Raw genomic sequence first — 23972 nt, forward strand, 5'->3', positions numbered from 1 at the left:
GTGCTGGAATTCCATATTTGGCTAATTATAAATAGTATCTCTTTTGAGTACAATATGAAAAAATATAATTAAAAATAGCTTTAAAAGTGTACTAGAGAAGGGATTACATGAAATTGAGGGTCTATTATGAAGACACAGACACTGGCGGAGTGGTTTATCACTCAAACTATTTAAACTTTTGTGAACGTGCTAGAAGTGAGGTTTTTTTTACTCGTGGGCTTAGTCCTGTTTTACAAAATGGACATTTTGTTGCAAAGAGAGTTGAAGCGGATTATATAGCTTCTGCAAAGTTAGGCGATGAGCTTGAAGTAAGAAGTGAACTTTTAGAGATAAAAGGCGCGTCATTTAAACTTCGCCAGAGTGTCTTTAAAGAAGAGAGAAAAATATTTGAGTTAGAGATAACACTTGCATATATAACTTTTGATGCAAAGCCTCAAAAGATTACGCAAGAAGTAAGAAGCCTTATAGAATCTCTTTTTTAGAGTTAGTTATAAGGTATAAATCTTGAAACTGATGGTTGAAGTAACTTTATAGGATATATCATCTGGTTTGAGCTAACCTCTATATTATAACGACGTTTCTCACCGCTTATTAGATGAGAGAAGTAGTCCATACCAACGGTTGTTGTGTAGTTTATCCAGTCATAAACTATATCGTTTTGTAAAATTGAGTTTGTCTCAATTAAAAGGTCATCATTTTGAGTTATTGAGTTTGCAATTATCATCTCTTTTCTATCTCTATATTGTGTCATAGATAAAAGAAGAGGGTTGTAGTTTGCTTGTGTTGAGAATATATTTTTTACATCTGTGTCATAAAGTGTAAGTTGCGACATAATCATTCCGCTTTTAACAATAGGTGTGTTTAAAAAGAAAGAGCCGCCAGATATTTTAGAGTTATCTTTTATCTGCTTTTCTAGGTTTGTTATCTGTTGAGGAATCTCAAACTTAACAACGCTTCGTCCACCATGTTCTTTAAATGAGGACTCTTCATAACGTGAGAGTTGTTGTGCTATTTCTGAATTATCATAAAAGATTACTAGTGGTGAAGAAGATATTCTTAGTAGCATATCTATCTGTGCTCTATAATCTATTCCGCCATAGTATAAGTATCTCGTTGGATCTTTAGCATCTTTTTTGTTGATTGTAGGAAAATAAATGTTTATATTTGGATTTATTCTTGCAACTACCTTCTCTCCAGCTTGTGTCAATGGAGCAATCACATACTCAAATCCATCATTTTTGATTTTATCCAGAGCTGCAACTATCTCTGCATAACTCTCATCTTCTATCTTGTAGCTTTTTAGCTCAAAGGGAGCATCTGTTGACATTAGATATGCAAATGAGGCGTTTGTAGTTGAGGCTGCATATCTGCCAATAGTTTTATATGGCATAAGAAGAGCTATACGGATTTTTTTCTTCTTTTTAATTGAGTCATCTTTCATTACAGTTGCATAGTAGATTTTTTCTTTTGATAAAAATACATTTTGTGTCTCAAAATCTTGATGTGAGAGATAAGAAAATATCAAACCATTTTTAAGATACTTCTGCACACATGCTTCATCGCACGGATATGGGTCTAAGTTAAATACGGTGATTTCAGGAAGAGGAATTTTTGATGGTTGATCACTCTTTGAAAAAAGAGCAATTGGGAGCAAAAGTAGTGTTAAAAAAAGTAGTTTTATCATAAGCAGCTCTTTATAGTTTTTAAGTCATTAAATGCAATTTTTTTATCATCTGGGTTTCTTAGTAGATGATTTGGATGGTGTATAGGAACAAGTTTATAATTTTTAAAATCTATCACATGACCTCTTACACTTTGAAAATTGTCATTTTCTGATGTAACTTTAGCATAAGCATCTTTACCTAAAGTAACAATTACTTTAGGCTTTACAAACTCTATTTGTGAGAAAAGGTAGTTTTTACATGAATCCCACTCAGAAGCAGAGGGCGTTTTTGAGTTTAGTGGTTTACATTTTATGGCATGGGTAAAGTAGACATCTTCTATACTTAATCTCAAAACATTCTCTATCATATTTTTTAAAATCTCACCACTTCTTCCGTTGTAGTAAGAGTTTGTACTATCTTCACCAGAAGAAACTGTATAGTCGATTATCATAACATCTGCATTTTGATTTCCATAACCGCTCATGCTTTGTGTTCTTGATTTACTTAAATCACACAGATAACACGTAGAGACGCTTTTAGAGAGAGCATCAAGCGTATTTGGCTTTTCACTTTGACTTGTTTGATTTATATAAAATGGATCTGTGTATTCAAACCCAAGGGCTCTTAGCCTATATAGATTCTCCAAAAGAAGTAAATTCTGAAAAGATTTCAATCATCCCCTTTTTAGTAAATGTTAATAAAAGGAGTATATTTAAACTGTTGTTAAAATCTACTTTATGTTTTTAAGATAGAATTGTGCAAAAGATATTTTGGAAATAATTTTGGATAAAAAAAATAACGCTCTAAGGGTCGAAAACTTTGTATTAACTTCATCTAGAGATATAGATGGAGTTTTAGAACATGTAAGAGGCCTAAAAAAAGATAATCTTCTTATACAAGTAGCATCATTTATGCATAACACTGTTTTAGTTCAAACTCTAAAGAGCGAACTGCATAAAATGTTTACAGATGCTAAGGTAGTTCTACTTAAACATGATGATAAGCTAAGAACAGATCTCACTTTTTACTCTATTGCAAAAGATGTGGATGTTGCTAGTATTGAGAGTGAGGTATTAAAAGAGCTATATTTACAAACTGAGAAAAAAGATTTAAGTATAGATGCGTATAGAAATAAACTCCTTAGCAGATACTTCACAGACCATCTTACAAACCTTCCAAACTTATATAAACTAAGAAGCGATTTACAAGAGTTTAAAGACTTTGCGCTAGTAATTTTCAATATAGACAATTTTCAAACTATAAATAATTTTTACGGTTATGTAGTAGGTGATTTTGTAATAGAGCAAGTTGGTAAATATCTTCAAGAAAATATTCAAGAGTACAGTATATACAAGCTCTCTGGTGACGAGTTTGCTTTTATCATAGATAGAGAAATAGGTTTTTATGAGCTTAAAGAGTTTTTGGAAAATCTTCATAAAAGAATTAAAAATATTGTTGTTTCATATCAAGATATAGATATATATGTTGATTTCACTCTAGGATCTTCTATAAACAAGGACAATAAAAATATCTTCTCAAATGTCTCTATGGCGTTAAAATATGCTAAAGAGAAAGGCGTGAAGTTTTGGATTTATGAAGATAGAATGAACTTTGAAAATACATACGAGAGGAACCTAAAACTCTCAGGTGTGGTAAGAGAAGCAATTGAAAATCTAAGAATTGTTCCATATTTTCAAGCTATTGTTGATTCTAAAACTTTTGAGGTAAAAAAGTATGAGTGCCTTGCTAGACTGATAGATAAAAATGAGAAGATACTATCTCCAAATCTTTTTATACCCATTGCAAAAAAGATAAAAGTTTATAATATTTTAACAAAAACTATCATAGATAAGTCCTTTGCAGCATTTGAAGATAGCGAGTATGAGTTTAGCATCAATCTATCCATCGAAGATATTATGTGTAGTGAAATTTTTAGATTTATAATTGAGAAGTTAAAAAACTCAAAGGCTTCACATAGAGTTATTTTTGAACTTCTTGAGTCAGATGCAATTGAAGACTATAAAAAGGTTGACCGCTTTATATCTGAGGTAAAAAGATATGGCGCAAAGGTGGCAATAGATGATTTTGGAAGTGGTTACTCTAACTTTAGTTACCTCACAAGAGTCAATGTTGATATTATTAAAATAGATGGTTCACTAATTGAGAACATAGATGTAGATCAAAATGCATATATCGTAGTTGAGACAATTATAGAATTTGCTAAAAAATTGGGAATTCAAACAGTTGCAGAGTATGTTCACTCAAGTGTTATTATGGATGCTGTAAAAAACTTAGGAGTTGACTTTTCTCAAGGCTTTTATATAGATGAACCCTCAATTACTCCAAAGAAGTTTTAATTTAGACGATATGTACACCAAATACTTCTAAAAGCAAGATGATGCTATAGTTAAAGATAGCTATGTTTGCAATAATGCTTTTATAAAAGGGTTAAAGGATAGTGTATGGATAAGGAACAATTAAGAAAGCTTCGTGCTATTTGTAGAGATATTTCAGTACTTTATGTAGAAGACGATAGAGAGATATCAGTTCAATGGGAAAAACTCATTAGAAATATCTTTAGTAAAGTAGAGGTTGAAAAAAATGGACTTCATGGTCTTCAAAACTATACTAAAAATAGACAAGATATAGTTATCACAGATATATCTATGCCTGTTATGGATGGTATTGAGATGTCAAAGAGAATAAAACTTATAAATAATGATCAAAACATATTAGTTACATTTGCGCATAATGACATAGAACATCTCATAAAACTCATAAACATTGGAGTTGATAAATACATATCAAAACCTCTTAACATAAGTAATTTTTTATCTAATATTTCAAAAATTGCTATAAATATTTATAGAGAAAAAAGAGAAGTAATTTTAGAAAACAGACTAAAATCTCAGCAAGATCTACATAAAGAGTTTTTAAATGGTATCTCTTTTCCGCTGGCATATTTTGAAGGTGATGAGATAGTATATGCAAACAACAGTTTTAAAAGGCAGTTTTTTACACAAATAGATACAGATGATTTTAACAAATTTAAGTTGGCATATCTTTTTGAAGATAAAAGATATATCTCGATGGAAAATAGTGCATTAATAGATGAGATATATAAATCTGATAACAAGACATATCTACTTATGGATGTAAACAAAAAAATTCTAAAAAAATACAACCTAGGTATTGCAAAATTTAAAAATACTAAAGGATGTTTAATTAGTTTTGTAAATCTTGATGCCCTAAATGCTGAACTTAACAGATTTAATATGCAGGTAGATTACTTTCCAAAAAGAGAGAGTTTTTCCCAAGCTCTTCTGGAGTTAAAAAATAGTTCAAAAGATGATTATGAGATTTTTTGTGTAGGTCTAAAAAACACTAAAGCCTTTATTGATAAATATGGTGGTGCAAAAATGCACTCTATCTTTCACTCTCTAGCAAAAAGTTTAAAAAAAGAGTTTGCAAATGAGGTAGCGCAAAAAGAGCTCTCAATATATCTCTTTGAAACAAATAGATACATTTTTTTAGTAGAGAAAAATCCTAACAACACTATAGATAAAAGGTTAGATAATTTTGGAAAAATATACAGCTACTCTTTTGGAGGCGGCTCGCCACTTGAGCTTAGCTTTGTAAAAGAGAATATACAAAACACTAGAGCAGTAAATGATGTCTTAGAAAATAGTGAGGGCATGTTATATACGCTTTAATGATTTTTAAAAGAATGTTCTATGTAAAATCAATTTTTTATCAAAACTATTTAGCCAAACATAGAGTATAAATAAAATAAATATGTTAGAATAACTACTTCATAAATTAAGGAGTAGCGGTGTTTAACAGTATGTCTATTAAATTAAAAATGGTTTTGATGTTAATTGTTCCAATTGTAGTTATATTAATTTTTTCAGGAATTGATGGCAACAAAAATTACAAAGAGGTAAAACTTCTAAAGCAGATAGAAGAGATGGTTACATTTAGCCAAAAGAGCAGCTCTCTTGTTCATAATCTTCAAAAAGAGCGTGGGGCTTCTGCTGGATTTATAGGCTCAAGAGGAGATAAGTTTTCTAAAGAACTTGATGCTATCCGAAAAGATACAGATGCAACATATGAGGAACTTAGTAAGTTTTACTCATCTATGAACCTAAATAGTTATGCATCCTCTTTACAGAATAAAATGTCAAAAGCTATGGGTAATCTGTCTAAGCTAAAAGAAACAAGAGATGGCGTCTCTTCTTTAAGTGTTGCAGTTGGTGTCCCTGTTGGTTACTACACAAATGTAAACAATGACTTCATCGCTTCAATCGAAGAGATAGCTAAAATGAGTACAAATGTGCAGATGAACAATTTAACAAACGCATTTGTAAACTTCTTAGCTTCAAAAGAGAGAGCAGGGCTTGAGAGAGCAGTTCTTTCATCAACGTTTTCAAGAGATAACTTTGCTGATGGTTTTTATGAAAAGTTCATAGGTCTTTTAAATGCGCAAGATATTTTTATGAATAAGTTTCTGTTTTTAGCTCCAGAAGAACTTAGTGCATTTTATACTCAAACTATGAGTGCTCCAGAGGTTAAAGAAGTAGATAAGATGCGTAAGATTGCACTAGCAAATCCTAATGGTGGTTTTGGCATTGATGCTACTTATTGGTTTAACACAATAACTTTTAAAATAGACCTTCTAAAAAAAGTTGAAGATAAAATGTCTCAACACCTTAGAGATAATATTACTAGCTTACAAAACAGTTCATTTAAGAGTATGGTTATTGGTCTTGTTTTAAGTATTCTTATTATTGCTTTTGTTGCAGGGTTTAGTTTTTATATATCAAGCAGACTAACTTCTAGAATTGAGCGTTTCAAGCAAGAGATAGATGATATAGTCTCTTCAAAAGATTTTTCAAAAAAGATAACAAGCTGTGCAACTGATGAGATAGGTTTTATACAACAATCAGCAAATCATCTAGCTAGTGTAGCAAACACAGCTATTGAAGAGGCTAGAATTAGCTTACAAAAAACACAAGAAAACTCAGCCCAGAGTGAGGAGCGCTTAGAAGCAAATAAACTAACACTCTCACTAACTGAACTCTTAAACGAGGGAGCTGTTTCAGGTGTTGGAAGCGTTCAAGATGGACTTGCTAATAATATGAACGCATTAGCAGAGATAAATGATAAGAATGCGCGTACTGAGGTTATCGTTGATGAAGTTAAAAACTCAACAGATGAGATGATTGGCTCGTTAAATAATATCTCTCAAAAAATGTACAGCTCTAAAGAAAATGCAGATCAGTTAAACAACAGCGTTGTTGAGATTTCAAATGTTATAGCACTTATTAAAGATATAAGTGATCAAACTAACCTTTTAGCTCTTAATGCTGCCATAGAAGCTGCTCGCGCTGGTGAGCATGGACGTGGATTTGCAGTTGTTGCAGATGAAGTTCGTAAATTAGCAGAGAGAACTCAAAGAGCTACAAATGAAGTAGAGTTAAATATAAATCTACTCAAACAAAATAGCTCTTCAATGCAAGAGTTCTCGGAGCAGATGAATGTAGAAGTTTCTACATCTTTAGAAAAACTTGATCTCTTTAATGATAGTCTGCATGATTTGGTTGATGGTGCAAAAGATATTCAACTAGCAAACAGAAAAATATCAAATGAACTCTTTATCACGCTTGCAAAACTTGATCATATAGCATTTAAGTTAAGCGGATATAGTGCGGTCTTTAAGGATGATCATAACTTTAAATTCTCCGACCATACTAGTTGCCGTTTTGGAAAGTGGTATCTTGCTGCTGGAAAAGAGACATTTGAAAAGACGACTTCATACCCTAAAGTAGACCCAATCCATAAAGTTGTTCATGATAGAGTAAGAGCAATCCCTGAGTATATTCAAGATGGAACTTTGAAAAATGCTACAAAAATTCTTTCATCATTCACTGAAGCAGAAAAATCTTCAAAAGATTTATTTGTTGTTCTTGATGATATGGCAAAAGAGATAAAATAAGAGGAATGATTTTTTAAAAGCCCATGATATGGGCTTTTGTGTACTACTCAGTTACTTCAACAGTTACTGGAGTACCTTCCCAAACACCGTGTTTAGTACAGTATCCGTGAGCAACAAGGTTTAGTTTTTTACCAGTTGGGATGATAGTAAAAGTTGTAGTATTGTGTGCTTTAACATTTCCAAGAGTTCCAGGAACATAAGTAGCTTGTGCTAACTTAGTCTCACCGTTGAAAAGAGTTACAGATTCGATATAGTGATCAAAATCATCTGGATGCGTATATTCGTTACCCATCTTAATAGTTACTTCAAATGGCTCACCTGCTTTTGCAGTATTAGCACAGTGAATAAATGGAGAGTGACGGTCAATTAGGTCTTTTTTTGCTTCTCTTTCTACAGTATCGATATCAACATATTTGTTAATCTTTGGCATATTAATTCCTTTAATTTTAAATTACGGTGGCATTGTAACTCTAAGTTGATTACAATAAGCAAAATGTTTCATATTAATTAAAATCTCTTACAACTCTTCAATAATCGCTCTTAAAGCAAAATATTGATAAAATCGCACCTTAATGTAATTAAATAAAAGAGCTAAAAATGTTAAAAACTTTATTAATAGAGATAGGCGTAGAAGAGTTACCAGCAGTTCCACTTTTAAGAGAGCTAAAAAATATTGAAAAAAAGTATGCTGATATTTTACAGAAGTACTCTCTTTTAGGAGAGTTTGAGTTTTACTACACACCAAGAAGGCTTGTTCTTTGGCATAGAGAGTTTAAAAGTATGCAAGATGAGAGCGTGGAGGAGTTTTTTGGAGCACCTCTTAGCGTGGCTTACAAAGATGGAGTTGCAACTCCTGCGGCTCTTGGTTTTGCTAAGAAGTGCGGTGTTGATATAAGCGAGATAACAAAAACCATCAAAGATAACAAAGAAGTCCTTTACTACAAGAAAAACCTAAAAGCAGAAGAATCATCTCTACTACTACCAACTATCATCAAAGAGTGGATAAGCTCTTTAGAGTTTGGAAAGTCTATGAGATGGGGAAATCTGAGCGAGAGCTTTATCAGACCAATTCGTTGGGTAAACGTACAACTAAATGATGAACTTGTAGATATGGAGATATTTGGAGTTAAATCTGCAAAAAAAACTTTTGTACATCGTATCAGTAACTTTGATGCTATAAAGATAAGTGGTGCCAAAGAGTATTTTGAAGTTTTAAAGAGTGGTGGCGTAACACTTTTTGCCCCAGAGAGAGAAAAAAAGATACTCCAAGATTTTGCTTCAATTGAGCAAGCAAACGGCGTTAAGATAGAAGTAGATAAAGATTTACTCTTTGAAGTTGTAGCTATCACAGAAAATCCTACTGCCATCATTGGCTCATTTGATGAGGAGTTTTTAAAGCTTCCTCCTGAAGTTATCATCACATCAATGAAAGAACACCAGAGATATTTTCCAGTTTTTAAAGGTGGCAAACTCATAAATAGATTTGTTGTTGTCTCAAATGCTCTAACCGATGATTTCTCAAAAGTGATAGAGGGAAATGAGAGAGTATTGCGTCCTCGTCTCTCAGATGCACTTTTCTTTTATAATAATGACCTAAAAAATGGACTAAGTACAGCTGGGCTTGAGAAAGTTGTATTTATGAAAGGTCTTGGAAGTGTTGCTGATAAGATAGAGCGAGAGAGAAAAATCGCACACACTCTCTTTGATATCTATAAACCACAAAATGTATCTCTTGAAGCACTTGATCGCTCAATAACTCTTGCAAAAGCTGACTTGATGAGTGAGATGGTATATGAGTTTACGGAACTTCAGGGCTTGATGGGTTCATACTATGCAACTCTGCTTGGAGAGAGTAAAGATGTGGCAACAGCTATAAAAGAGCAGTATCTTCCAGATGGCGAAGATAGCGCACTTCCATCAAACAAGATGAGCGCAATTGTAGCTATGAGTTTAAAGCTAGATACTCTTTTAGGGCTCTTTAGCATAAACCAGATACCAACAGGCTCACGTGACCCATTTGCTCTTCGTCGCGCAGTAAACGGGCTTATTAGAGTTACTAAAGAGCATAACTTAGAGTTTGATATAGTTAAAACACTCTCACTTCTTAGTAAAAACTATGAGTCGTTTGATATGTCAAAACTCGAAGCATTTTTCTTAGAGAGAGTTAGACAGTACTTCAAAGTAAATCCTTCTATCGTTGAAGCTGTGTTACTCTCAGGCGAGAGAGAACTACTTAAAATATCTAAAAAAATAACTGCATTAGAGACGCTGATAAACAGCGAAGGATTTAGTGAGTACTTCTCAACTTTTAAAAGAGTTGCCAACATCACAAAAGATATAGATATGTCAAACATAAAAGCCATCGATGAGAAGCTTTTTGAAAACAGTGCAGAAGTGGCTCTCTTTAAGAGATACAACGAAGTTTGCGCTATCTCATACAACTCTTATGAAGAGGAGCTTGACGCTCTATTTAGCCTAAAGAGCGAGCTTGACATTTTCTTTAATGATGTAATGGTAAATGCAGAAGACGCAGCAATAAGAGATAACAGAAAAGCTCTAATAGCTTCTATCTACAAGAGTATATTAAAGATTGCAGATATAAAAGAGATAGCTCTGTAGCTATCTCAAGAACTCTTTATAATTGAAGGCGGAAATGTTGAGAACGCTTTTTTAAATGAGTTTGCACGAACATCTTTAAACTTTCCAGTTGCTATTGCTGGGAGGAAATATCCACCCTCAGCACTCTCTTGTGCATCATAGTTATTATCATGCATAAATGCTACTGTTTTGCCAAGTTTTGAGGCTTGCGCAGATAAGTTTCTTACATAGTTGATGATATGTTTATGGTGTCTATCAAACTTGTTTCCAGAAGCAAAAAAGACAAATTTTCCACTTAGGCGTATGTTTAAATAATCTTGATAGTTTAACTCTTTATCATATCTTGTAAGCTGATCACTCGCATATTTATCCAAGTCAGCGTCAAATTCTTCAAGAACTGCTGTTGGCTCGATATTTGGTCTATTTAATCCAAAGAGATACTTTATCTCTATGAGCTTTCCTCTATATCCACCTTTGATAGCAGAAGAGAATAGATTGCAGTTGTTATCAAAGATTAATTCACAAAACCTTCCATCAAATGTGTACCCTTGAGATGCGAGTTTTGTGTTTGTGTTATATCCAATGGGTGCAATTGTAGGATTGTATAAAAAGATAGTTCCAATGACACTCTTACGCTTTATCTCAAGCATTTTTTCTAACTCTTCTATCGTTAAAACTTCATCTACTTCAGGTATATAGATATACTGTTCCACCAAATACTCTAATTCAAAATTTGTTGAAAATCTTCCAAATGCTTGCAATTTAAATCCTCTAATATTTATTGCGATTATACTATAATTCGCACACTTAAGGAGTTTGTATTGGATATAGGATTTTTATTAAAAAAAATAATTACGTTTTTTGTTGAGCCATTAGGCCTTATAATAACTCTTTTTTTTATAGGATTGTTGTTGTTATTTTTAAAGAAATATAGGCTCTCAAAGCTATCTCTTGGGGCATCTTTTATATTTTTATCTCTTTTTTCATATGAACCGTTCTCAAACGCTTTAGTTAAAAACCTAGAAGATCAATATCCAAAATATGCCTATAATGCAGATATAAAATATATACATGTTCTTGGAAGCGGACACAATACGGATGAGTCTCAACCAATCTCATCAAATATAGGTGATGCTGGGATTAAAAGAGTTTTAGAGGGGATACTTATACACAAAAATATCTCTGGTACAAAACTTATATTTACAGGGTATGAGGGTGATACAAACACATCAAATGCACAGATGAATGCAAATCTAGCAATGGCGCTTGGTGTAAATAAAGATGACATTATCATAGGTAAAGAGCCAAAAGATACGATGGAAGAGGCTTATTTCACAAAAAACATAGTAGGTGAGGACACTTTTGTACTTGTAACTTCAGCGACTCATATGCCACGCTCAATGGAGCTTTTTAAATCACTTGGACTAAATCCAATCGCTGCTCCGAGTGCTTTTTATAAAAAAGAGTTTGATGGTTATATGAAAGTACCAAATGTTTATTCACTGCAAAACTCTCAAATGGCTATGCATGAATATATAGGCATATTATGGAACAAGCTTAGAAAATAAGCCGCTGCACTTTAAACGTAAGCAGACTCTTTTAGGTATCTGTTTACGGTAAGTTTTGAAAACTTATCAAGGTATTGCCAAAAATCATTTTTAATCTCTTCATCTATTTCTAAGCCTTGAAGAACTTCTCTAAAAGTACCAAGCCACTCATCTCTTGATTTTTCATATATAGAGAAATTTTTATGAATCTCTATCATGTATTCATTTAAATCTTTTTGTTTCATCTCTTCATCATAGATAGAGGGTCCGCCACAGATTTGGATAAAGAATTTTGTGTTTTTTTTCTTTACCTCTTCAAACTCATCTGGGTCTTGTGGAAAAAAGTGTGCAATATCGCTGTCATATATTTTGTCATAAAAATCATATAGTAATTTTTGCATACCATCATATCCAAGTACTTTATATAGATCAGTAGATGGATTTTTAAACTCAACTTTTCCATTTTTACAAGCTCTTGTTATCTCATAATTCATATTTTGTCCGACCTTTTAAAATTCTCAAAATATTAGCAAAAGAAGATTAATATTTAATTTTACTCAGATACAGCCCATTGCTCTTTGCAGGCTTTATTTTATGCTTTACTCTACACTCAAGTTGATCTAAAATCTCATCTTTATTTAGGCTAAGAAGAGCACCAACCATAAGCCTTATTTGAGTTCTTAAAAAGCCATTTGCTTCAAAGTTTAGTACTATAAAATCTTTATGTTTATATGCAAAAGCCCTATATATAACTCTTGTAGTACTTTTTATATCACTTCCACTCTTCATAAAAAATTTAAAATCAAATGTTCCATAAAAAAGTTTTATCTTTTTTTGAACTTCAAACAAGTCTATTTCATCTATAAATGTAATAAAATCATCTTCAAAAGGGTTGCTTTTACCGACCTTAATAATGTATCTGTAAACTCTTTTTTTAGCACTATATCTTGCGTGAAAAGTATCATCTACGACTTTGATTTTTTTGATTAATATAGAAGTTGGAAGCACTTTTTGCAGAGCATGCTCGAGTTTTGTTATATCACTCCAATATTGTGGCACGTCAATATGGCAAACTTGCCCTGTTGCATGAACACCTCTATCTGTTCTGCCACTTGCTACTATCTTTGTTTGGATATTTATCTTCTTTAGAGCTAAGTCTAGCGCACCTAAGACTGTATTTTTAGACTCTTTTTGCGATTGAGAGCCTAAGAAATTTGTACCATTATAGGCTATGATTAGGGCACATCTCATCTAAAATTTAGCTACTATAATCTTTTTATAGAGTATGTATGTAGCTCCAAGCCATCCAAAGATTAAAACAGGAAGTGCATATGAAGAAAAGACTAGTTGTAGAGCTACTGCTAGTGTATAGTAGATAATTATTCCCATAAACATAAATAAGTAAATCTTACCTTTTTGATGCCTTGTATGAACTATCCCAATTGTTGCTGCTAAAAATATACTCAAAATTGGAAAAAGACTAAAGAGTATATTTGAGATTAGCATCTTTTTTTTCTTTTCTGAGGGAGCCTTTGGTAGCCAATACTCCATAGGTGTTTCATACTTATCTAAATCTGTTTTCATAGTGTCGTTGATATACATAATCTCAAAATCTATCTGCGTAAACTTTTTATCAGAATAACTATATCCCTCGCCAGAGGTTAACTTTAGTCTCAAAATTCCTGAATCATTTATAATCTCGGCATCTTTTGCTCTAATGAGTACCTCTTCATTTTGTTTTTTGTTAAATAAAACAACATCTGAATATGTCTCATCTAAATTATCTTTGCCTAGATATAAGAGCCACTCGCCAAATTTATGTCCAAACTCCGAGGCTGAGAGGTTAAACTTTGCTTCACTTTTTTTGTAAGATATAAAGTTGCTAGATAAAACTTTTGCATGTGGAAATAGTATAAAGAAGTTAACAAGAAGAATTATAGATAGAAATATCGCTGGTTTTAAAAGTATTTGTAGTATAAGTTTTGGTCTAATACCAAGTGCAAAAAGTACAATAATTTCATTGTCGTTTGAGAGCTTAAAGAGAGCTAACGTTATAGCCACAAAAAAAGAGAGTGGAAGAGTGTAAAAGAGTAACTCTGGTAACATAAAGAAAAAGAGCTTTGCCATCTCAAAAATACTAAGTTGAATAACTGCTGTGTATGTAGCTAGCTTTATAAGAAATACAATCGAGGCAATTGAGAAGAGCGGTAAGAAGATAGATAAAAACAGAATTGAAATAGAGTCTCTGATATAGTTTTGGATAGTTTTCATCAGTAATTAGCCTCAATATAGCTCATAATTGCACTATCATAAATATATACTATAAAAGTGGCAGCTGCTAAAAAAGGCACAAAAGGAACTCTTTGCTCCTCTCTTGTGCCTCTTGCAACAAAGAGCATAACAGGAAGAGCAAGTAGAGCTGAGAGAAAGATTGCTACAAGCGTTAGTTTTACCCCAAGCAATGCGCCCATAGTAGCTGCTACCATGATGTCGCCTTCTCCCATAGCCTCTATAAAAGGGTAGGTATGGTAGTTTTTAGTCCATGAAGTTATAGTTTTTTTTGCTTCTCTATGAGCAGAAGATGTCAAAATATATGAGAGCGCAAATCTAAGAAGAGTAAATCCTCCAGCAAATAGTAGAGCATTTTGAAAGTTTAACATCACTCCTGATAAGCTCCAAGCACCAAGTATTGCAAAGAGCAGGGCCAAGAGGTTTAGAGAATCTGGAACCATTTTATATCTAAAGTCTATCATTGAGAGCCCAAGAAGAGTTAAAAAACTACATGCTATAAAAAGTGCAGGGAGATTAAAGCCCATCTTTGCAGCCAAACTAAGAACTATTACACCACTTAAGAGCTCTATAATTGGGTACTGAGCAGATATACTGGATTTGCAAAAAGCGCATTTTCCTCTTAAGAGAATCCATGAAAAAAGAGGGATATTATGCCAAGGTTTTAGGCTGTTTTTGCATTTAAGACAGTGAGAGTTTACAAATACAACACTCTCATCTTTAGGGAGTCTTAAAATTACAACATTTAAAAATGAGCCAAATAAAAGGCCTAAAATAAAGGCAATTGTTAACTCCATTATTTTAATCCTCCGAATTTTCTCTCAATTTTTGTAAAGTTATTTAACATTTTTTCTAGCTCTTTTACACTAAAATCAGGCCACAGCGTGTCTGTAAAAAATAGCTCTGCATAAGCACTCTGCCAAAGCAAAAAGTTTGAGAGTCTATGATCCCCGCCTGTTCTAATTAGTAAATCAACGCTATCTTTACAATCAAGCGCATTATATAGCATTGCTTCTGTAATATCCTCATCCGCTTTTTTTATCTTATTTATTGCTCTTAACATCTCATCATGCGCGCCATAATTTAGCGCAAGAGACTGAATCAGTCCATCACAATGTGCACTTTTTTCTGCTACATCTTTTATGGTTTTTTGCAAAGATGAGGAAAAAGCTCTGATATCGCCAATAGGTTCAAACCTGATGTTATTTTTTAGATAATTCTCAAGTTCGCTCTTTAAATATTTTTCCAAAAGTTTCATCAAAAACTCTACTTCAACTTTAGGTCTCTTCCAGTTTTCTGTAGAAAAAGCGTATAGAGTGAGTCTTTGCACCTCTTTGTGAGCAGCGCAATACTCAGTGATGCTTCTTACAACTTTTGCACCAGCTTCGTGCCCTTTAACTCTTTTCTCACCTCTAAGTTCAGCCCAGCGCCCGTTACCATCCATGATGATGGCTATATGTGTTGCTCTATTCATATACTTTTAGCGTGTTCTAAAATCTCAAAAGCAACACTTAATTTATCAGATAGAGCTATCTTCTCATGCTTATCTTTTGATAAGAAATCTATTTTATTTGTATCTTCTCCAAAGCTAGAAGAGTCTTTTAACACATTTAAACATACTGCGTCAAGACCCTTGTTTTGCAACATTTTTAGAGCATTTTGCAGAGCACTCTCTTCATCCATCTCAGCTTTAAAACCAATGGTCGTAAGACCTTCTTTATCTATAGAGCTTAAAATATCCACATTTTCTTTTAATTTTAAATCCCACTCGCTACCAATAGACTCTTTTTTTAGTTTTCCGCTTTGAGCATAACTAACTACATAGTCACTAACGGCTGCTGCCATGAAAAGATATGGTTTTTTTTGTATAAGATGAATTGCCTCATCTCTCATAAGAGTAGCTTTAGATAGTTTTCCTTTTTTTGCAACTCTAATAGAGTCATTTAGGTACTCAGACATTTCACAAGAGCTCTCTACTTTGATTGTATATAAATCAAGTGGTAGTTCAGGCTCAAACTTTGTAGAGATAAGATTTACATCCGCACCCTTGCAGTATAGCGCAGTGGCTAGTGCTGAAGCCATTTTTCCACTTGAGAAATTTGAGAGATACCGTACATCGTCAATCTTCTCAATAGTTCCTCCACCTGTTACTATAACTCTTCTATCCATCCAAAACTCATCTCTCAAAAGTGCTTTTGCACAGTGCCAAAATATCTCCATCGGCTCAGCCATAGCACCATCGCCGACTGTTTTACATGCAAGTTCTTTAGTCTGAGTATCGATTATCTCATAGTTTGCGATTGCTAACATTTTTAGATTTGCTTTTGTGATTGGGTTGTTTATCATGTTTGTATTTGCAGATGGTGCAATTATTTTTAGGTTTGGATATGCTAGGGCAGATTCTAGGAGGATATTATCCGCTATTGCATTTGCAAGTTTTGCAATTGTGTTTGCAGTTGCTGGAGCTATAACAAAAAGATCTGCCCACTGAGTGGCTTTTATATGGTTATGATCATTTGCCCAAGACTCATTTGTATCATCTAAAACCATGTTTGAACTAAGCGCTTCAAAGCTAAGAGGTGCTATAAACTTTTTAGAAGCCTCGCTCATTATCACTTTAACTTCTGCTCCAGCCTTATTTAGGAGTCTGACAAGTTCAAGTGACTTATAAAGAGCAATTGAACCAGTTACACCTAAGAGTATCTTTTTTCCTTGTAATAAATCCGCTGAAACAACCATCTATAACCTTTTTTTTGATAACATAAAGACGTATTTTAGCAGGAAAAATCTTATTCTTTTATTTTTAATTTTTTAACTATATAATCTCTTATATTGATAAAAATCAATTAATTAAAGGCTTTGTGTGTTAGAATTTCAACTTATAATAATTAAAAGGAAAATTTATATGAAAAAGATTTTGTTGTTTGTTATCGCTCTATCATCACTGTTGTTTGCTCAAAGTGATACGGAGACGTGCAAGAAGTGTCATCCAGATATAGTAAACGAATTTGAAGGTTCGATGCATAGAAATGCAACTTATTATGATGATGAGATTCATAAAGCTGTATGGGATATAAGCCCCTCTAAAGCAAAGGGCGAATATAGCTGCGCTGAGTGTCATGCTCCAAATGCAAAAGATGAAAAAGAGATAGCACAAGGTATAACTTGTGTAAGTTGCCACACTATAAAAGATGTAGAACAACACGTAGGTGCTAACAAAAATGTATATTCAGAAGATAAAAAAACTTTCTTCTCAGCTGAGGCGGGAAGAGAAGGTGAAAAAGTTATCTACAAGCAAGAGAGTTCTATGTTTGGTATGAATAAAACTACTACAGGCTCTCCATATCATGATATAGATTATACAAATGAGAAGTATTATAATGGCCAAATGTGTATGGGTTGTCACTCTCATAGAGAAAATTCAAGTGAATTTATGATTTGTGAAACAGGAGAAGCTGGGGCACAAAACAAAGAAGAAAATTGTATAACATGTCATATGCCAAAAGTTGAAGGAACTGCTACAACGATTAGACATAGCGAGAAGCATGCATATCATGGTTTTGCAGGTGCTCATAAAAAGCCAGAGATGCTATCACAGTATGTTGATTTAGAGTTTAGTAAAAATAGTAATGGTTTTGATGTAATGGTTACAAACAAAGCACCACACAACCTAATGTTACACCCTCTAAGAGTTGCACAGCTAAGAGTAAAGATAATAAGTCAAAAAGAGAGTAAATCTCTAGAGACATATACATTTATAAAAGTTATTGGTAATGAGGGTGGCCCATCAATGCCATGGGTTGCAAATCAAGTACTAGTTGATAGTATGTTAAAGGCTAATGAGAGAAGAGTTGTTGCTTATAATGATGTTATAAAAAAAGGTGATAAAGTTGAAGTAGAGCTTGGATACTATCTTGTAAATCCAAAAGCGCTTAAAAAGTTAAATCTTGAGGGAAGCAAAAAAGCTCAGAGTTTTACTACTCTTAAGCAAAAAAGCTTTATAGTAGAGTAGCCTTAGGCTACTCTGCATCCTCTTCGTATCTAACTAGTTTCCCAACATCTTCATCTTTATAAATACTATGAGTTGCATCACAAAAAGGGAAGTTTTTACTTGATTTGCACATGCAAATAAGATATTGCTTGGTTTTTTCAACAGTCACTTTCTTTGGTAGACAACTGCTACCTTTATGTTTTCCATCACAAAACACTCCACCTTCGCTCTTTCCACATGTACAAATGTAGTATGGAATCCAAGCATCTAATGTAACACCTTTTGGTTTATTGTTAAAAACAATCGCATCTTTACACATAAAAAACTCCTTTATTTTATCAGCTAAGAGACATTATATTTAATGATTTTTAAAACACCCCTTATGCTATACTTCTACATCTTAAATTAGGATTTTAAAATGATAAAAGCTCTGTTAATTCCACTTTTTTTTCTGTTTTTTTCAGGATGTGTAGATAAGAAAAACGTTATCTTTATCGATAATATGGGTCTTTGTAGTAAGAGTGTGGCAACTCTTTATATAAACAGCGTTGAGATGCAAAATAATTCTCAAACTTTTAACGTAACTAAAGATGAAGTAACTCTTTCTCTTATTAATGCTCTAAAAGAGACAAATTGTTTTGTTGTATCTACATCAAAGATAGATAGTGTGCACTCTTTAGAGTCTAAAAGTGATTATTTACTAGATGCAAAAGTAAGCCTCTCACAAGACAAGCAGGTTATTGAGGAGAACTTCTTTAAAAAGGTTGAAAAAGAGAAAATTATTATGCTTATTTCACTCTTAGCACATAACCAAACAACCACAGTTTCTGCAAATACAAAAAGTGAACTTACAATAGATAAGTCAAAAATATTAGGTTTTAAAACAGAAGCTGATACGGTAGGGGACAAAAGTACGTTACTTAAAAATGCTACAAAAAAAGTCTCAATCGCTCTTAATGACGGTTTTATAAAGATAAGATAAAACTCTATAAAAAGGATGCTAACTTAGCGTCCTTTTTTTATTTCTTCGCAAAAAACTTATAGTAAAAATCTTTTATCACTCTAAGTTTAGAACTACTTACAGCTAACTCTCCACTATATATAGTTCCACTTCTAACAGTTGTTCCAGCGGCTACCATAACGTTATCTTCTAGTGTTAGAGGCGCGATAAGTTGTGAATCACTTCCTACAAATACATTTTTACCTATAGTTGTTTTATATTTGTTAATTCCATCATAGTTACATGTAATAACCCCAGCACCTATGTTTGTGCCCTCATCAACAGTTGCATCGCCAATATAGCTTAAGTGGCCAGCCTTTACACCTTTAAGAGTAGATTTTTTAATCTCTACAAAATTTCCTACGTGAGTATCTTCTAAGTTTGAAGCTGGTCTTAAATGTGCTAAAGGCCCAACATCTGAGTTTTTGACTATGCTATCTTCTATGATTGAGTGCGCTTTTATGTGAGAGTTAATTATTTTAGACTCTCCAGTGATGCGGCAACCATTCTCAACTATACATTCACCCTCAAAAACAGCACCCTCTTCAATGTAAATTGTTGAAGGGAGTTGCATAATTACGCCAGACTCCATTAGAGAGTTTTTGATTTTTTCTTGCATAATAATTTCTGCATCGCTAAGATCTTTTTTTGAATTTACGCCTTTAAACTCCTCCTCATCTACTAAAAGCGGAGTGATTTTTATACCATCATTTCTTGCCATAGAAATTACATCTGTTAGATAGTACTCTTCTTGGGCATTGTTGTTTTGTAAAAGAGGGATGTATTTTTCAATGATTTTTTTAGAAAATGCGTATATTCCAGCATTTACACTCTGCACTTTCAACTCTTCAAGCGTGGCATCTTTTTGCTCTACGATTCTTTTTACTTGGCCATCTTCTATGATAACACGTCCATATCCACTTGGATTTTCTAGCTCAAAGATAGACATAACAATATCACTTTGTATTTCAAAAAATTTATCAAGAGAGTTTTTTTGTAAAAGTGGCATATCCCCATTTAGAACTAGTACTCTCTCATTTTTTATATTTACATTCTTCATAGCTCCGCCAGTTCCAGGGAAGTTTAGGGCGTCTTGTATCACAAAATTTATATCATTAAAATAGCGGCTCATAGAGGCTATAACAGCGTCTTTTTGGTGTGCTACTACTACGCTAACATCATCACTTATTTCTCTTGAAGTTTTTATAATGTAATAAAGCATCTCTTTGCCACAAATAGAGTGTAAAACTTTAGCTTTGGGGGATTTCATGCGGCTGCCTTTTCCCGCAGCTAGTATTACTATACTTATTTTATTTTTATTCATATATGCTCTTTTTTTAAATTAATAAAATTATATCCTCTGGCGCTTATATTAGAAATTAAAATATGAAAAACATCCTTTTAATGTGGAGCCTAATATATTTTGTGGTATTATAAGCTCAATATTTTGTCATAAGGTATTTGAATGGATTTAGGTACAGTTGTAGGTATTGTTTTAATTATCGCCCTTCTTTTGGGTGCTATGGCAATGGGTGTTGGTATTGGTCCATATGTAGATATACCCTCAGTTTTAATAGTTGTTGGCGGAAGTATCAGCGCATTGATGATATCGTTCAAGCCTTCGCAGATGAAATCATTTTTTAAAATTTTCATGGTAGCTATTAAACCACCTCAAGAAGATAAACTAGAACTGATTAAAAAACTTGTACAGCTTGCAACTAAAGCTAGAAAAGATGGTATTTTAGCTCTTGAGAGTGAAGTTAATGATGAGCGCAACGCTTTTTTAAAAAAAGGGCTCTCTATGGCAATTGATGGGAATGAACCAGACAATATCAGAGAGCTTCTAGAGATTGAGATGGAGCAGACAAGTACCAGACATAAAGTAAATGGTTCAATCTTTTCACAATGGGCTGGAATTGCAGGCGCCATGGGTATGATTGGAACGCTACTTGGTCTTGTTGCGATGCTTTTAAATATGGCTGACCCTTCAGCAATTGGTCCATCAATGGCGGTTGCCCTACTTACCACGATGTATGGTGCTATTATTGGAAACGTTTTAGGAAGTCCTATTGCAAATATTTTAGGTATTAGAAACGATGAAGAGTCTTTGGTTAAAGAGATGATTTTAACAGGAATTATGTCTATTCAATCAGGTGATGCACCAAGAGCTTTAGAAGCAAAACTCTTAAGCTATTTAGCTCCAAATGAGCGAGTGAGTCAATTTAACTAATGAGAAAGAAAAACAATTGTCCTGAATGCAAGACTTGTATGCCAGATTGGTTAGCAGCATTTGGCGATTTGATGTCTTTACTGTTATGTTTTTTTGTTCTTCTTTTATCTATGTCTAGTATGGATGCAAAAAAAGTATCTGAAGCTATTGGTTCACTATCTGGTGCCATGAGCGTTTTAGAAGGCGGTATAAAAACTGAAATTTCCAAAAGACGTATCCAAGAATCAACACCAATAGAATCAGCTGATGAAACCTCTGATCAGGTAAATAGAATCTCAGCAGCTTTAAAAGAGATGAAAGAGATGAGTGAGATGGACTCAAAAGGAAGCGGAGGCGGGCCTTCTGTATCTCTAGAAGAGGCTCAAGATGGCTTTGTTATAGAACTTCCAGCCTCTCTTCTTTTTAAACAAGGTAGTGCAGTTATACAAAATGAAGATTCACTTCTGTTTTTAAAAAGAATAGCTCTTATAATTGGTGAATTGCCAAATGAGACAACAGTAAGTGTATGTGGGCATACAGATGATCAAGGGCCTGGTGCAAAGAGCCCATATAAAGATAACTGGGAGCTCTCATCAGCAAGGGCTATATCTGTTTTACAAGAGTTACTGCTTGATGGAGTAGATCCAAAGCGTATTAGTGCTTCTGGGTATGGGGAATTTTCTCCAAAAGCTACAAATGCTACAGAAAGAGGAAGAGAACAAAACCGTAGAGTTGAACTTCGTTTTTATGGCGCAAAAGCTTCTGATAAATCAAATGTACAACAGAGCGTTTTGGATAAAGCAGCAGCTAAATAATGTTTAGAATTTTTCTCTCTCTTTTAACGCTAGGGTTAGTTTCTCTTTTTGGTGCAGATAATGTTGTTATTCCTACTATGAATTTTGAGCTCTCAGCACCTAATACACCAGAACAGCTAGTCAGCTCACTAAACGTTCTTGTTCTTCTAACTCTTCTTTTTTTAGCACCAAGCATGGTGCTTGTTATGACAACATTTACAAGATTTGTTATCGTGTTTGGCTTCTTGCGTCAAGCTTTAGGTACACAACAAGTCCCTCCTACGCAGCTCTTAGTTATGCTAGCTATGATTTTGACGTTTTTTGTAATGGAACCTGTTGGTACAAAAGCGTATGAAGATGGTATACAGCCATATATGCAAGAGAAGATAGGATATGAAGAAGCATTTGATAAAACTGCACTTCCATTTAAAAACTTTATGATTAGAAATACAAGAGAGAAAGATTTAGCACTTTTCTTTAGAATAAGAAAGATGCAAAATCCTACAACGATTGCTGAAGTTCCTCTTTCTATCATCATTCCAGCTTTTGTTATAAGTGAGTTAAAAACGGCTTTTGAGATAGGATTTTTACTATTTTTACCATTTTTAGTAATTGATATGGTTGTGGCATCCATTCTAATGTCTATGGGTATGATGATGTTGCCACCAGTTATGATAGCGTTGCCCTTTAAGATACTCATTTTTATCCTTATAGATGGATGGAATCTACTCATTGGCAACCTTATAGCCTCAATTAAATAGATAAAGTTGATAGATGAATTGTAAATATTTTGGAATATGTGGTGCATGTATAGTATATGAAGGCGGATATGAAGCTGGGCTCTTGCAAAAAGTAGAGTTAAACAGAGAACTCTTTACGCCTTTTTATACTGATGAAATTTCTCTCTTTAAATCTCCTAGTAGCCACTATCGCTCAAGAAGTGAGTTTAAAATCTGGCATGAAGGAGAAGAGAGCATCCATTATGCCATGAATAGAGCAGATAAAAATGGTGTACTCTTGATAGGTGAGTGTCCGCAAGTTAGTAGTGCTATTTTTACTCTTATGCCAAAGCTATTAAAGGCCATAAAGCGCGAGAAAATAGATTTTAAGCTCTTTGGTGCAGACTTTTTAAGCTCAAGCAGTGGCGAAATAGTAGTCTCTTTGCTTTATCATAGAACACTAGATTCGACTTGGAAAGAGACTACAGAAAAGATTGCTGATGAGCTTGGCATATATATTATTGGGCGAAGTAGAGGCCAAAAAGTCATTATCAAACAAGATTATGTAACTGAAATCTTACATGTAAATGGGGATGAATTTAGATTTAACTATATAGAAAATAGCTTTACACAACCAAATTCTCAAGTCAATGAGCAGATGATTGGATGGGCACTCAAAAGCCTACAAAACACAGATGCTGATTTACTAGAGTTATATTGCGGTGCTGGAAATTTCACAATACCTTTTGCTAAAAAATTTAGAAAAGTTCTAGCAACAGAGATCTCAAAATCATCAATAAACGCAGCAAAAACAAATATGCTCTTAAACAGTGTGGATAATATTGCGTTTGTACGCATGGCAGTTGAAGAGTTTGTAGAAGCCCTTGATGGCGTTAGAGTATTTAATAGAATGAAAGATATAGATATAAACTCTTATGAGATTAAGAGTATTTTTGTAGATCCACCAAGAAGTGGAATGGATGAGGCTACATGTAGATTTGCTTCAAGGTATGAAAATATAATATATATCTCATGTAACCCTCAAACGCTAGCAAGAGATTTAGAGCTACTTACAAAGACACATAAAGTCATAGATATGGCTCTTTTTGACCAATTTCCATATACACATCACGCTGAAATGGGTGTAAAACTTATTAAAAAAATAG

The 23972-nt window shown here is 33.5% G+C and carries 24 protein-coding genes; 12 read left to right on the forward strand and 12 right to left on the reverse strand.

Translation table 11 applies throughout. The features are described from left to right. Nucleotides 1-107 precede the first annotated feature (107 nt). Complete coding sequence (locus PHI38_RS04155) at nt 108-482, forward strand: YbgC/FadM family acyl-CoA thioesterase (RefSeq protein WP_299853153.1); 375 nt, start codon at nt 108-110, stop codon at nt 480-482. Between the two features lie 2 nt (nt 483-484). Here PHI38_RS04155 and PHI38_RS04160 read toward each other — a convergent pair whose 3' ends face one another. Both PHI38_RS04160 and PHI38_RS04165 read right to left on the reverse strand, forming a co-directional pair. Further along, nucleotides 485-1684: a hypothetical protein gene (locus PHI38_RS04160; protein WP_299853155.1), complete on the reverse strand. Its 1200-nt coding sequence runs from the start codon at nt 1682-1684 to the stop codon at nt 485-487. Beyond that, nucleotides 1681-2337 (reverse strand): uracil-DNA glycosylase, encoded by a 657-nt coding sequence (locus PHI38_RS04165; RefSeq protein ID WP_299853157.1) that lies wholly within the window; start codon nt 2335-2337, stop codon nt 1681-1683. The genes PHI38_RS04160 and PHI38_RS04165 overlap by 4 nt, the downstream gene beginning before the upstream one ends. A gap of 109 nt (nt 2338-2446) precedes the next feature. Here PHI38_RS04165 and PHI38_RS04170 point away from each other — a divergent pair, with 109 nt between their 5' ends. The 3 genes from PHI38_RS04170 to PHI38_RS04180 all read left to right on the forward strand — a co-directional run bounded on the left by PHI38_RS04170 (nt 2447) and on the right by PHI38_RS04180 (nt 7659). Beyond that, nucleotides 2447-4021, forward strand: coding sequence for an EAL domain-containing protein (locus tag PHI38_RS04170; RefSeq protein ID WP_299853159.1), 1575 nt, complete (start codon nt 2447-2449; stop codon nt 4019-4021). Nucleotides 4022-4126: 105 nt separating this feature from the next. Then, complete coding sequence (locus PHI38_RS04175; protein WP_299853161.1) at nt 4127-5377, forward strand: response regulator transcription factor; 1251 nt, start codon at nt 4127-4129, stop codon at nt 5375-5377. 119 nt (nt 5378-5496) lie between these two features. After that, entirely contained in the window at nt 5497-7659 is a 2163-nt protein-coding gene (locus PHI38_RS04180; protein WP_299853163.1) for a nitrate- and nitrite sensing domain-containing protein, read from the forward strand. 43 nt (nt 7660-7702) lie between these two features. On the opposite strand, the gene PHI38_RS04185 is transcribed toward PHI38_RS04180, so the two are convergent. Next, nucleotides 7703-8089, reverse strand: a complete 387-nt coding sequence (locus PHI38_RS04185; RefSeq protein WP_299853165.1) for a class II SORL domain-containing protein — start codon at nt 8087-8089, stop codon at nt 7703-7705. A 167-nt stretch (nt 8090-8256) separates the two neighbouring features. Between PHI38_RS04185 and glyS the strand changes: the two genes are divergently transcribed. Next, complete coding sequence (gene glyS / locus PHI38_RS04190; protein ID WP_299853167.1) at nt 8257-10278, forward strand: glycine--tRNA ligase subunit beta; 2022 nt, start codon at nt 8257-8259, stop codon at nt 10276-10278. A 5-nt stretch (nt 10279-10283) separates the two neighbouring features. On the opposite strand, the gene PHI38_RS04195 is transcribed toward glyS, so the two are convergent. Next, nucleotides 10284-11018, reverse strand: a complete 735-nt coding sequence (locus PHI38_RS04195; RefSeq protein WP_299853169.1) for a hypothetical protein — start codon at nt 11016-11018, stop codon at nt 10284-10286. A 150-nt stretch (nt 11019-11168) separates the two neighbouring features. On the opposite strand from PHI38_RS04195, the gene PHI38_RS04200 reads away from it, so the two are divergent. Continuing rightward, a complete protein-coding gene (locus PHI38_RS04200) occupies nt 11169-11825 on the forward strand; it encodes an ElyC/SanA/YdcF family protein (protein ID WP_299853171.1) in 657 nt (218 codons plus the stop codon). Nucleotides 11826-11836: 11 nt separating this feature from the next. On the opposite strand, the gene PHI38_RS04205 is transcribed toward PHI38_RS04200, so the two are convergent. The 6 genes from PHI38_RS04205 to coaBC are packed head-to-tail and all read right to left on the reverse strand — an operon-like array spanning nt 11837 to nt 16832. Beyond that, complete coding sequence (locus PHI38_RS04205) at nt 11837-12298, reverse strand: globin (protein WP_299853173.1); 462 nt, start codon at nt 12296-12298, stop codon at nt 11837-11839. A 46-nt stretch (nt 12299-12344) separates the two neighbouring features. Then, nucleotides 12345-13055 (reverse strand): tRNA pseudouridine(38-40) synthase TruA, encoded by a 711-nt coding sequence (truA, locus tag PHI38_RS04210; protein WP_299853175.1) that lies wholly within the window; start codon nt 13053-13055, stop codon nt 12345-12347. Next, complete coding sequence (locus PHI38_RS04215; protein WP_299853178.1) at nt 13056-14075, reverse strand: LptF/LptG family permease; 1020 nt, start codon at nt 14073-14075, stop codon at nt 13056-13058. Then, complete coding sequence (locus PHI38_RS04220) at nt 14075-14890, reverse strand: A24 family peptidase (RefSeq protein WP_299853180.1); 816 nt, start codon at nt 14888-14890, stop codon at nt 14075-14077. Before PHI38_RS04220 ends, PHI38_RS04215 begins: the two co-directional genes overlap by 1 nt. Beyond that, nucleotides 14890-15567, reverse strand: coding sequence for a polyprenyl diphosphate synthase (uppS, locus tag PHI38_RS04225; RefSeq protein ID WP_299853182.1), 678 nt, complete (start codon nt 15565-15567; stop codon nt 14890-14892). The genes PHI38_RS04220 and uppS overlap by 1 nt, the downstream gene beginning before the upstream one ends. Further along, a complete protein-coding gene (gene coaBC / locus PHI38_RS04230; RefSeq protein WP_299853184.1) occupies nt 15564-16832 on the reverse strand; it encodes a bifunctional phosphopantothenoylcysteine decarboxylase/phosphopantothenate--cysteine ligase CoaBC in 1269 nt (422 codons plus the stop codon). Before coaBC ends, uppS begins: the two co-directional genes overlap by 4 nt. A gap of 166 nt (nt 16833-16998) precedes the next feature. Between coaBC and PHI38_RS04235 the strand changes: the two genes are divergently transcribed. After that, nucleotides 16999-18105 carry a multiheme c-type cytochrome gene (locus PHI38_RS04235; protein WP_299853186.1) on the forward strand — a complete coding sequence of 369 codons (1107 nt, stop codon included), beginning with the start codon at nt 16999-17001 and terminating at the stop codon, nt 18103-18105. Nucleotides 18106-18112: 7 nt separating this feature from the next. On the opposite strand, the gene PHI38_RS04240 is transcribed toward PHI38_RS04235, so the two are convergent. Further along, on the reverse strand, nt 18113-18403 hold the full coding sequence (locus PHI38_RS04240; protein WP_299853188.1) for a CDGSH iron-sulfur domain-containing protein: 291 nt from the start codon (nt 18401-18403) through the stop codon (nt 18113-18115). 99 nt (nt 18404-18502) lie between these two features. On the opposite strand from PHI38_RS04240, the gene PHI38_RS04245 reads away from it, so the two are divergent. After that, nucleotides 18503-19066: a hypothetical protein gene (locus tag PHI38_RS04245; protein ID WP_299853190.1), complete on the forward strand. Its 564-nt coding sequence runs from the start codon at nt 18503-18505 to the stop codon at nt 19064-19066. Nucleotides 19067-19103: 37 nt separating this feature from the next. On the opposite strand, the gene glmU is transcribed toward PHI38_RS04245, so the two are convergent. Beyond that, nucleotides 19104-20408: a bifunctional UDP-N-acetylglucosamine diphosphorylase/glucosamine-1-phosphate N-acetyltransferase GlmU gene (gene glmU / locus PHI38_RS04250; protein WP_299853192.1), complete on the reverse strand. Its 1305-nt coding sequence runs from the start codon at nt 20406-20408 to the stop codon at nt 19104-19106. A 141-nt stretch (nt 20409-20549) separates the two neighbouring features. Between glmU and PHI38_RS04255 the strand changes: the two genes are divergently transcribed. The 4 genes from PHI38_RS04255 to trmA form a co-directional block, all read left to right on the forward strand. Beyond that, nucleotides 20550-21314 carry a motility protein A gene (locus PHI38_RS04255; RefSeq protein WP_299853194.1) on the forward strand — a complete coding sequence of 255 codons (765 nt, stop codon included), beginning with the start codon at nt 20550-20552 and terminating at the stop codon, nt 21312-21314. Then, nucleotides 21314-22108 carry a flagellar motor protein MotB gene (locus tag PHI38_RS04260; RefSeq protein WP_299853196.1) on the forward strand — a complete coding sequence of 265 codons (795 nt, stop codon included), beginning with the start codon at nt 21314-21316 and terminating at the stop codon, nt 22106-22108. The genes PHI38_RS04255 and PHI38_RS04260 overlap by 1 nt, the downstream gene beginning before the upstream one ends. Beyond that, nucleotides 22108-22848: a flagellar type III secretion system pore protein FliP gene (gene fliP / locus PHI38_RS04265; protein WP_299853197.1), complete on the forward strand. Its 741-nt coding sequence runs from the start codon at nt 22108-22110 to the stop codon at nt 22846-22848. The genes PHI38_RS04260 and fliP overlap by 1 nt, the downstream gene beginning before the upstream one ends. Nucleotides 22849-22861: 13 nt before the next feature. Beyond that, on the forward strand, nt 22862-23972 hold a 1111-nt coding region (gene trmA, locus PHI38_RS04270; protein ID WP_299853198.1), incomplete at its 3' end, for a tRNA (uridine(54)-C5)-methyltransferase TrmA.

The organism is Sulfurimonas sp. (genome assembly GCF_028694895.1).
In the GTDB taxonomy this organism is placed as follows: domain Bacteria; phylum Campylobacterota; class Campylobacteria; order Campylobacterales; family Sulfurimonadaceae; genus Sulfurimonas.

Bases quoted from the DNA above. Each gene is read 5' to 3' on its own strand.
- PHI38_RS04155 (WP_299853153.1), top strand. From the start codon at position 108: ATGAAATTGAGGGTCTATTATGAAGACACAGACACTGGCGGAGTGGTT.
- PHI38_RS04160 (WP_299853155.1), bottom strand. From the start codon at position 1,684: ATGATAAAACTACTTTTTTTAACACTACTTTTGCTCCCAATTGCTCTT.
- PHI38_RS04175 (WP_299853161.1), top strand. From the start codon at position 4,127: ATGGATAAGGAACAATTAAGAAAGCTTCGTGCTATTTGTAGAGATATT.
- PHI38_RS04185 (WP_299853165.1), bottom strand. From the start codon at position 8,089: ATGCCAAAGATTAACAAATATGTTGATATCGATACTGTAGAAAGAGAA.
- glyS (WP_299853167.1), top strand. From the start codon at position 8,257: ATGTTAAAAACTTTATTAATAGAGATAGGCGTAGAAGAGTTACCAGCA.
- PHI38_RS04205 (WP_299853173.1), bottom strand. From the start codon at position 12,298: ATGAATTATGAGATAACAAGAGCTTGTAAAAATGGAAAAGTTGAGTTT.
- truA (WP_299853175.1), bottom strand. From the start codon at position 13,055: ATGAGATGTGCCCTAATCATAGCCTATAATGGTACAAATTTCTTAGGC.
- PHI38_RS04215 (WP_299853178.1), bottom strand. From the start codon at position 14,075: ATGAAAACTATCCAAAACTATATCAGAGACTCTATTTCAATTCTGTTT.
- PHI38_RS04220 (WP_299853180.1), bottom strand. From the start codon at position 14,890: ATGGAGTTAACAATTGCCTTTATTTTAGGCCTTTTATTTGGCTCATTT.
- uppS (WP_299853182.1), bottom strand. From the start codon at position 15,567: ATGAATAGAGCAACACATATAGCCATCATCATGGATGGTAACGGGCGC.
- coaBC (WP_299853184.1), bottom strand. From the start codon at position 16,832: ATGGTTGTTTCAGCGGATTTATTACAAGGAAAAAAGATACTCTTAGGT.
- PHI38_RS04235 (WP_299853186.1), top strand. From the start codon at position 16,999: ATGAAAAAGATTTTGTTGTTTGTTATCGCTCTATCATCACTGTTGTTT.
- PHI38_RS04240 (WP_299853188.1), bottom strand. From the start codon at position 18,403: ATGTGTAAAGATGCGATTGTTTTTAACAATAAACCAAAAGGTGTTACA.
- PHI38_RS04245 (WP_299853190.1), top strand. From the start codon at position 18,503: ATGATAAAAGCTCTGTTAATTCCACTTTTTTTTCTGTTTTTTTCAGGA.
- glmU (WP_299853192.1), bottom strand. From the start codon at position 20,408: ATGAATAAAAATAAAATAAGTATAGTAATACTAGCTGCGGGAAAAGGC.
- PHI38_RS04255 (WP_299853194.1), top strand. From the start codon at position 20,550: ATGGATTTAGGTACAGTTGTAGGTATTGTTTTAATTATCGCCCTTCTT.
- PHI38_RS04260 (WP_299853196.1), top strand. From the start codon at position 21,314: ATGAGAAAGAAAAACAATTGTCCTGAATGCAAGACTTGTATGCCAGAT.
- fliP (WP_299853197.1), top strand. From the start codon at position 22,108: ATGTTTAGAATTTTTCTCTCTCTTTTAACGCTAGGGTTAGTTTCTCTT.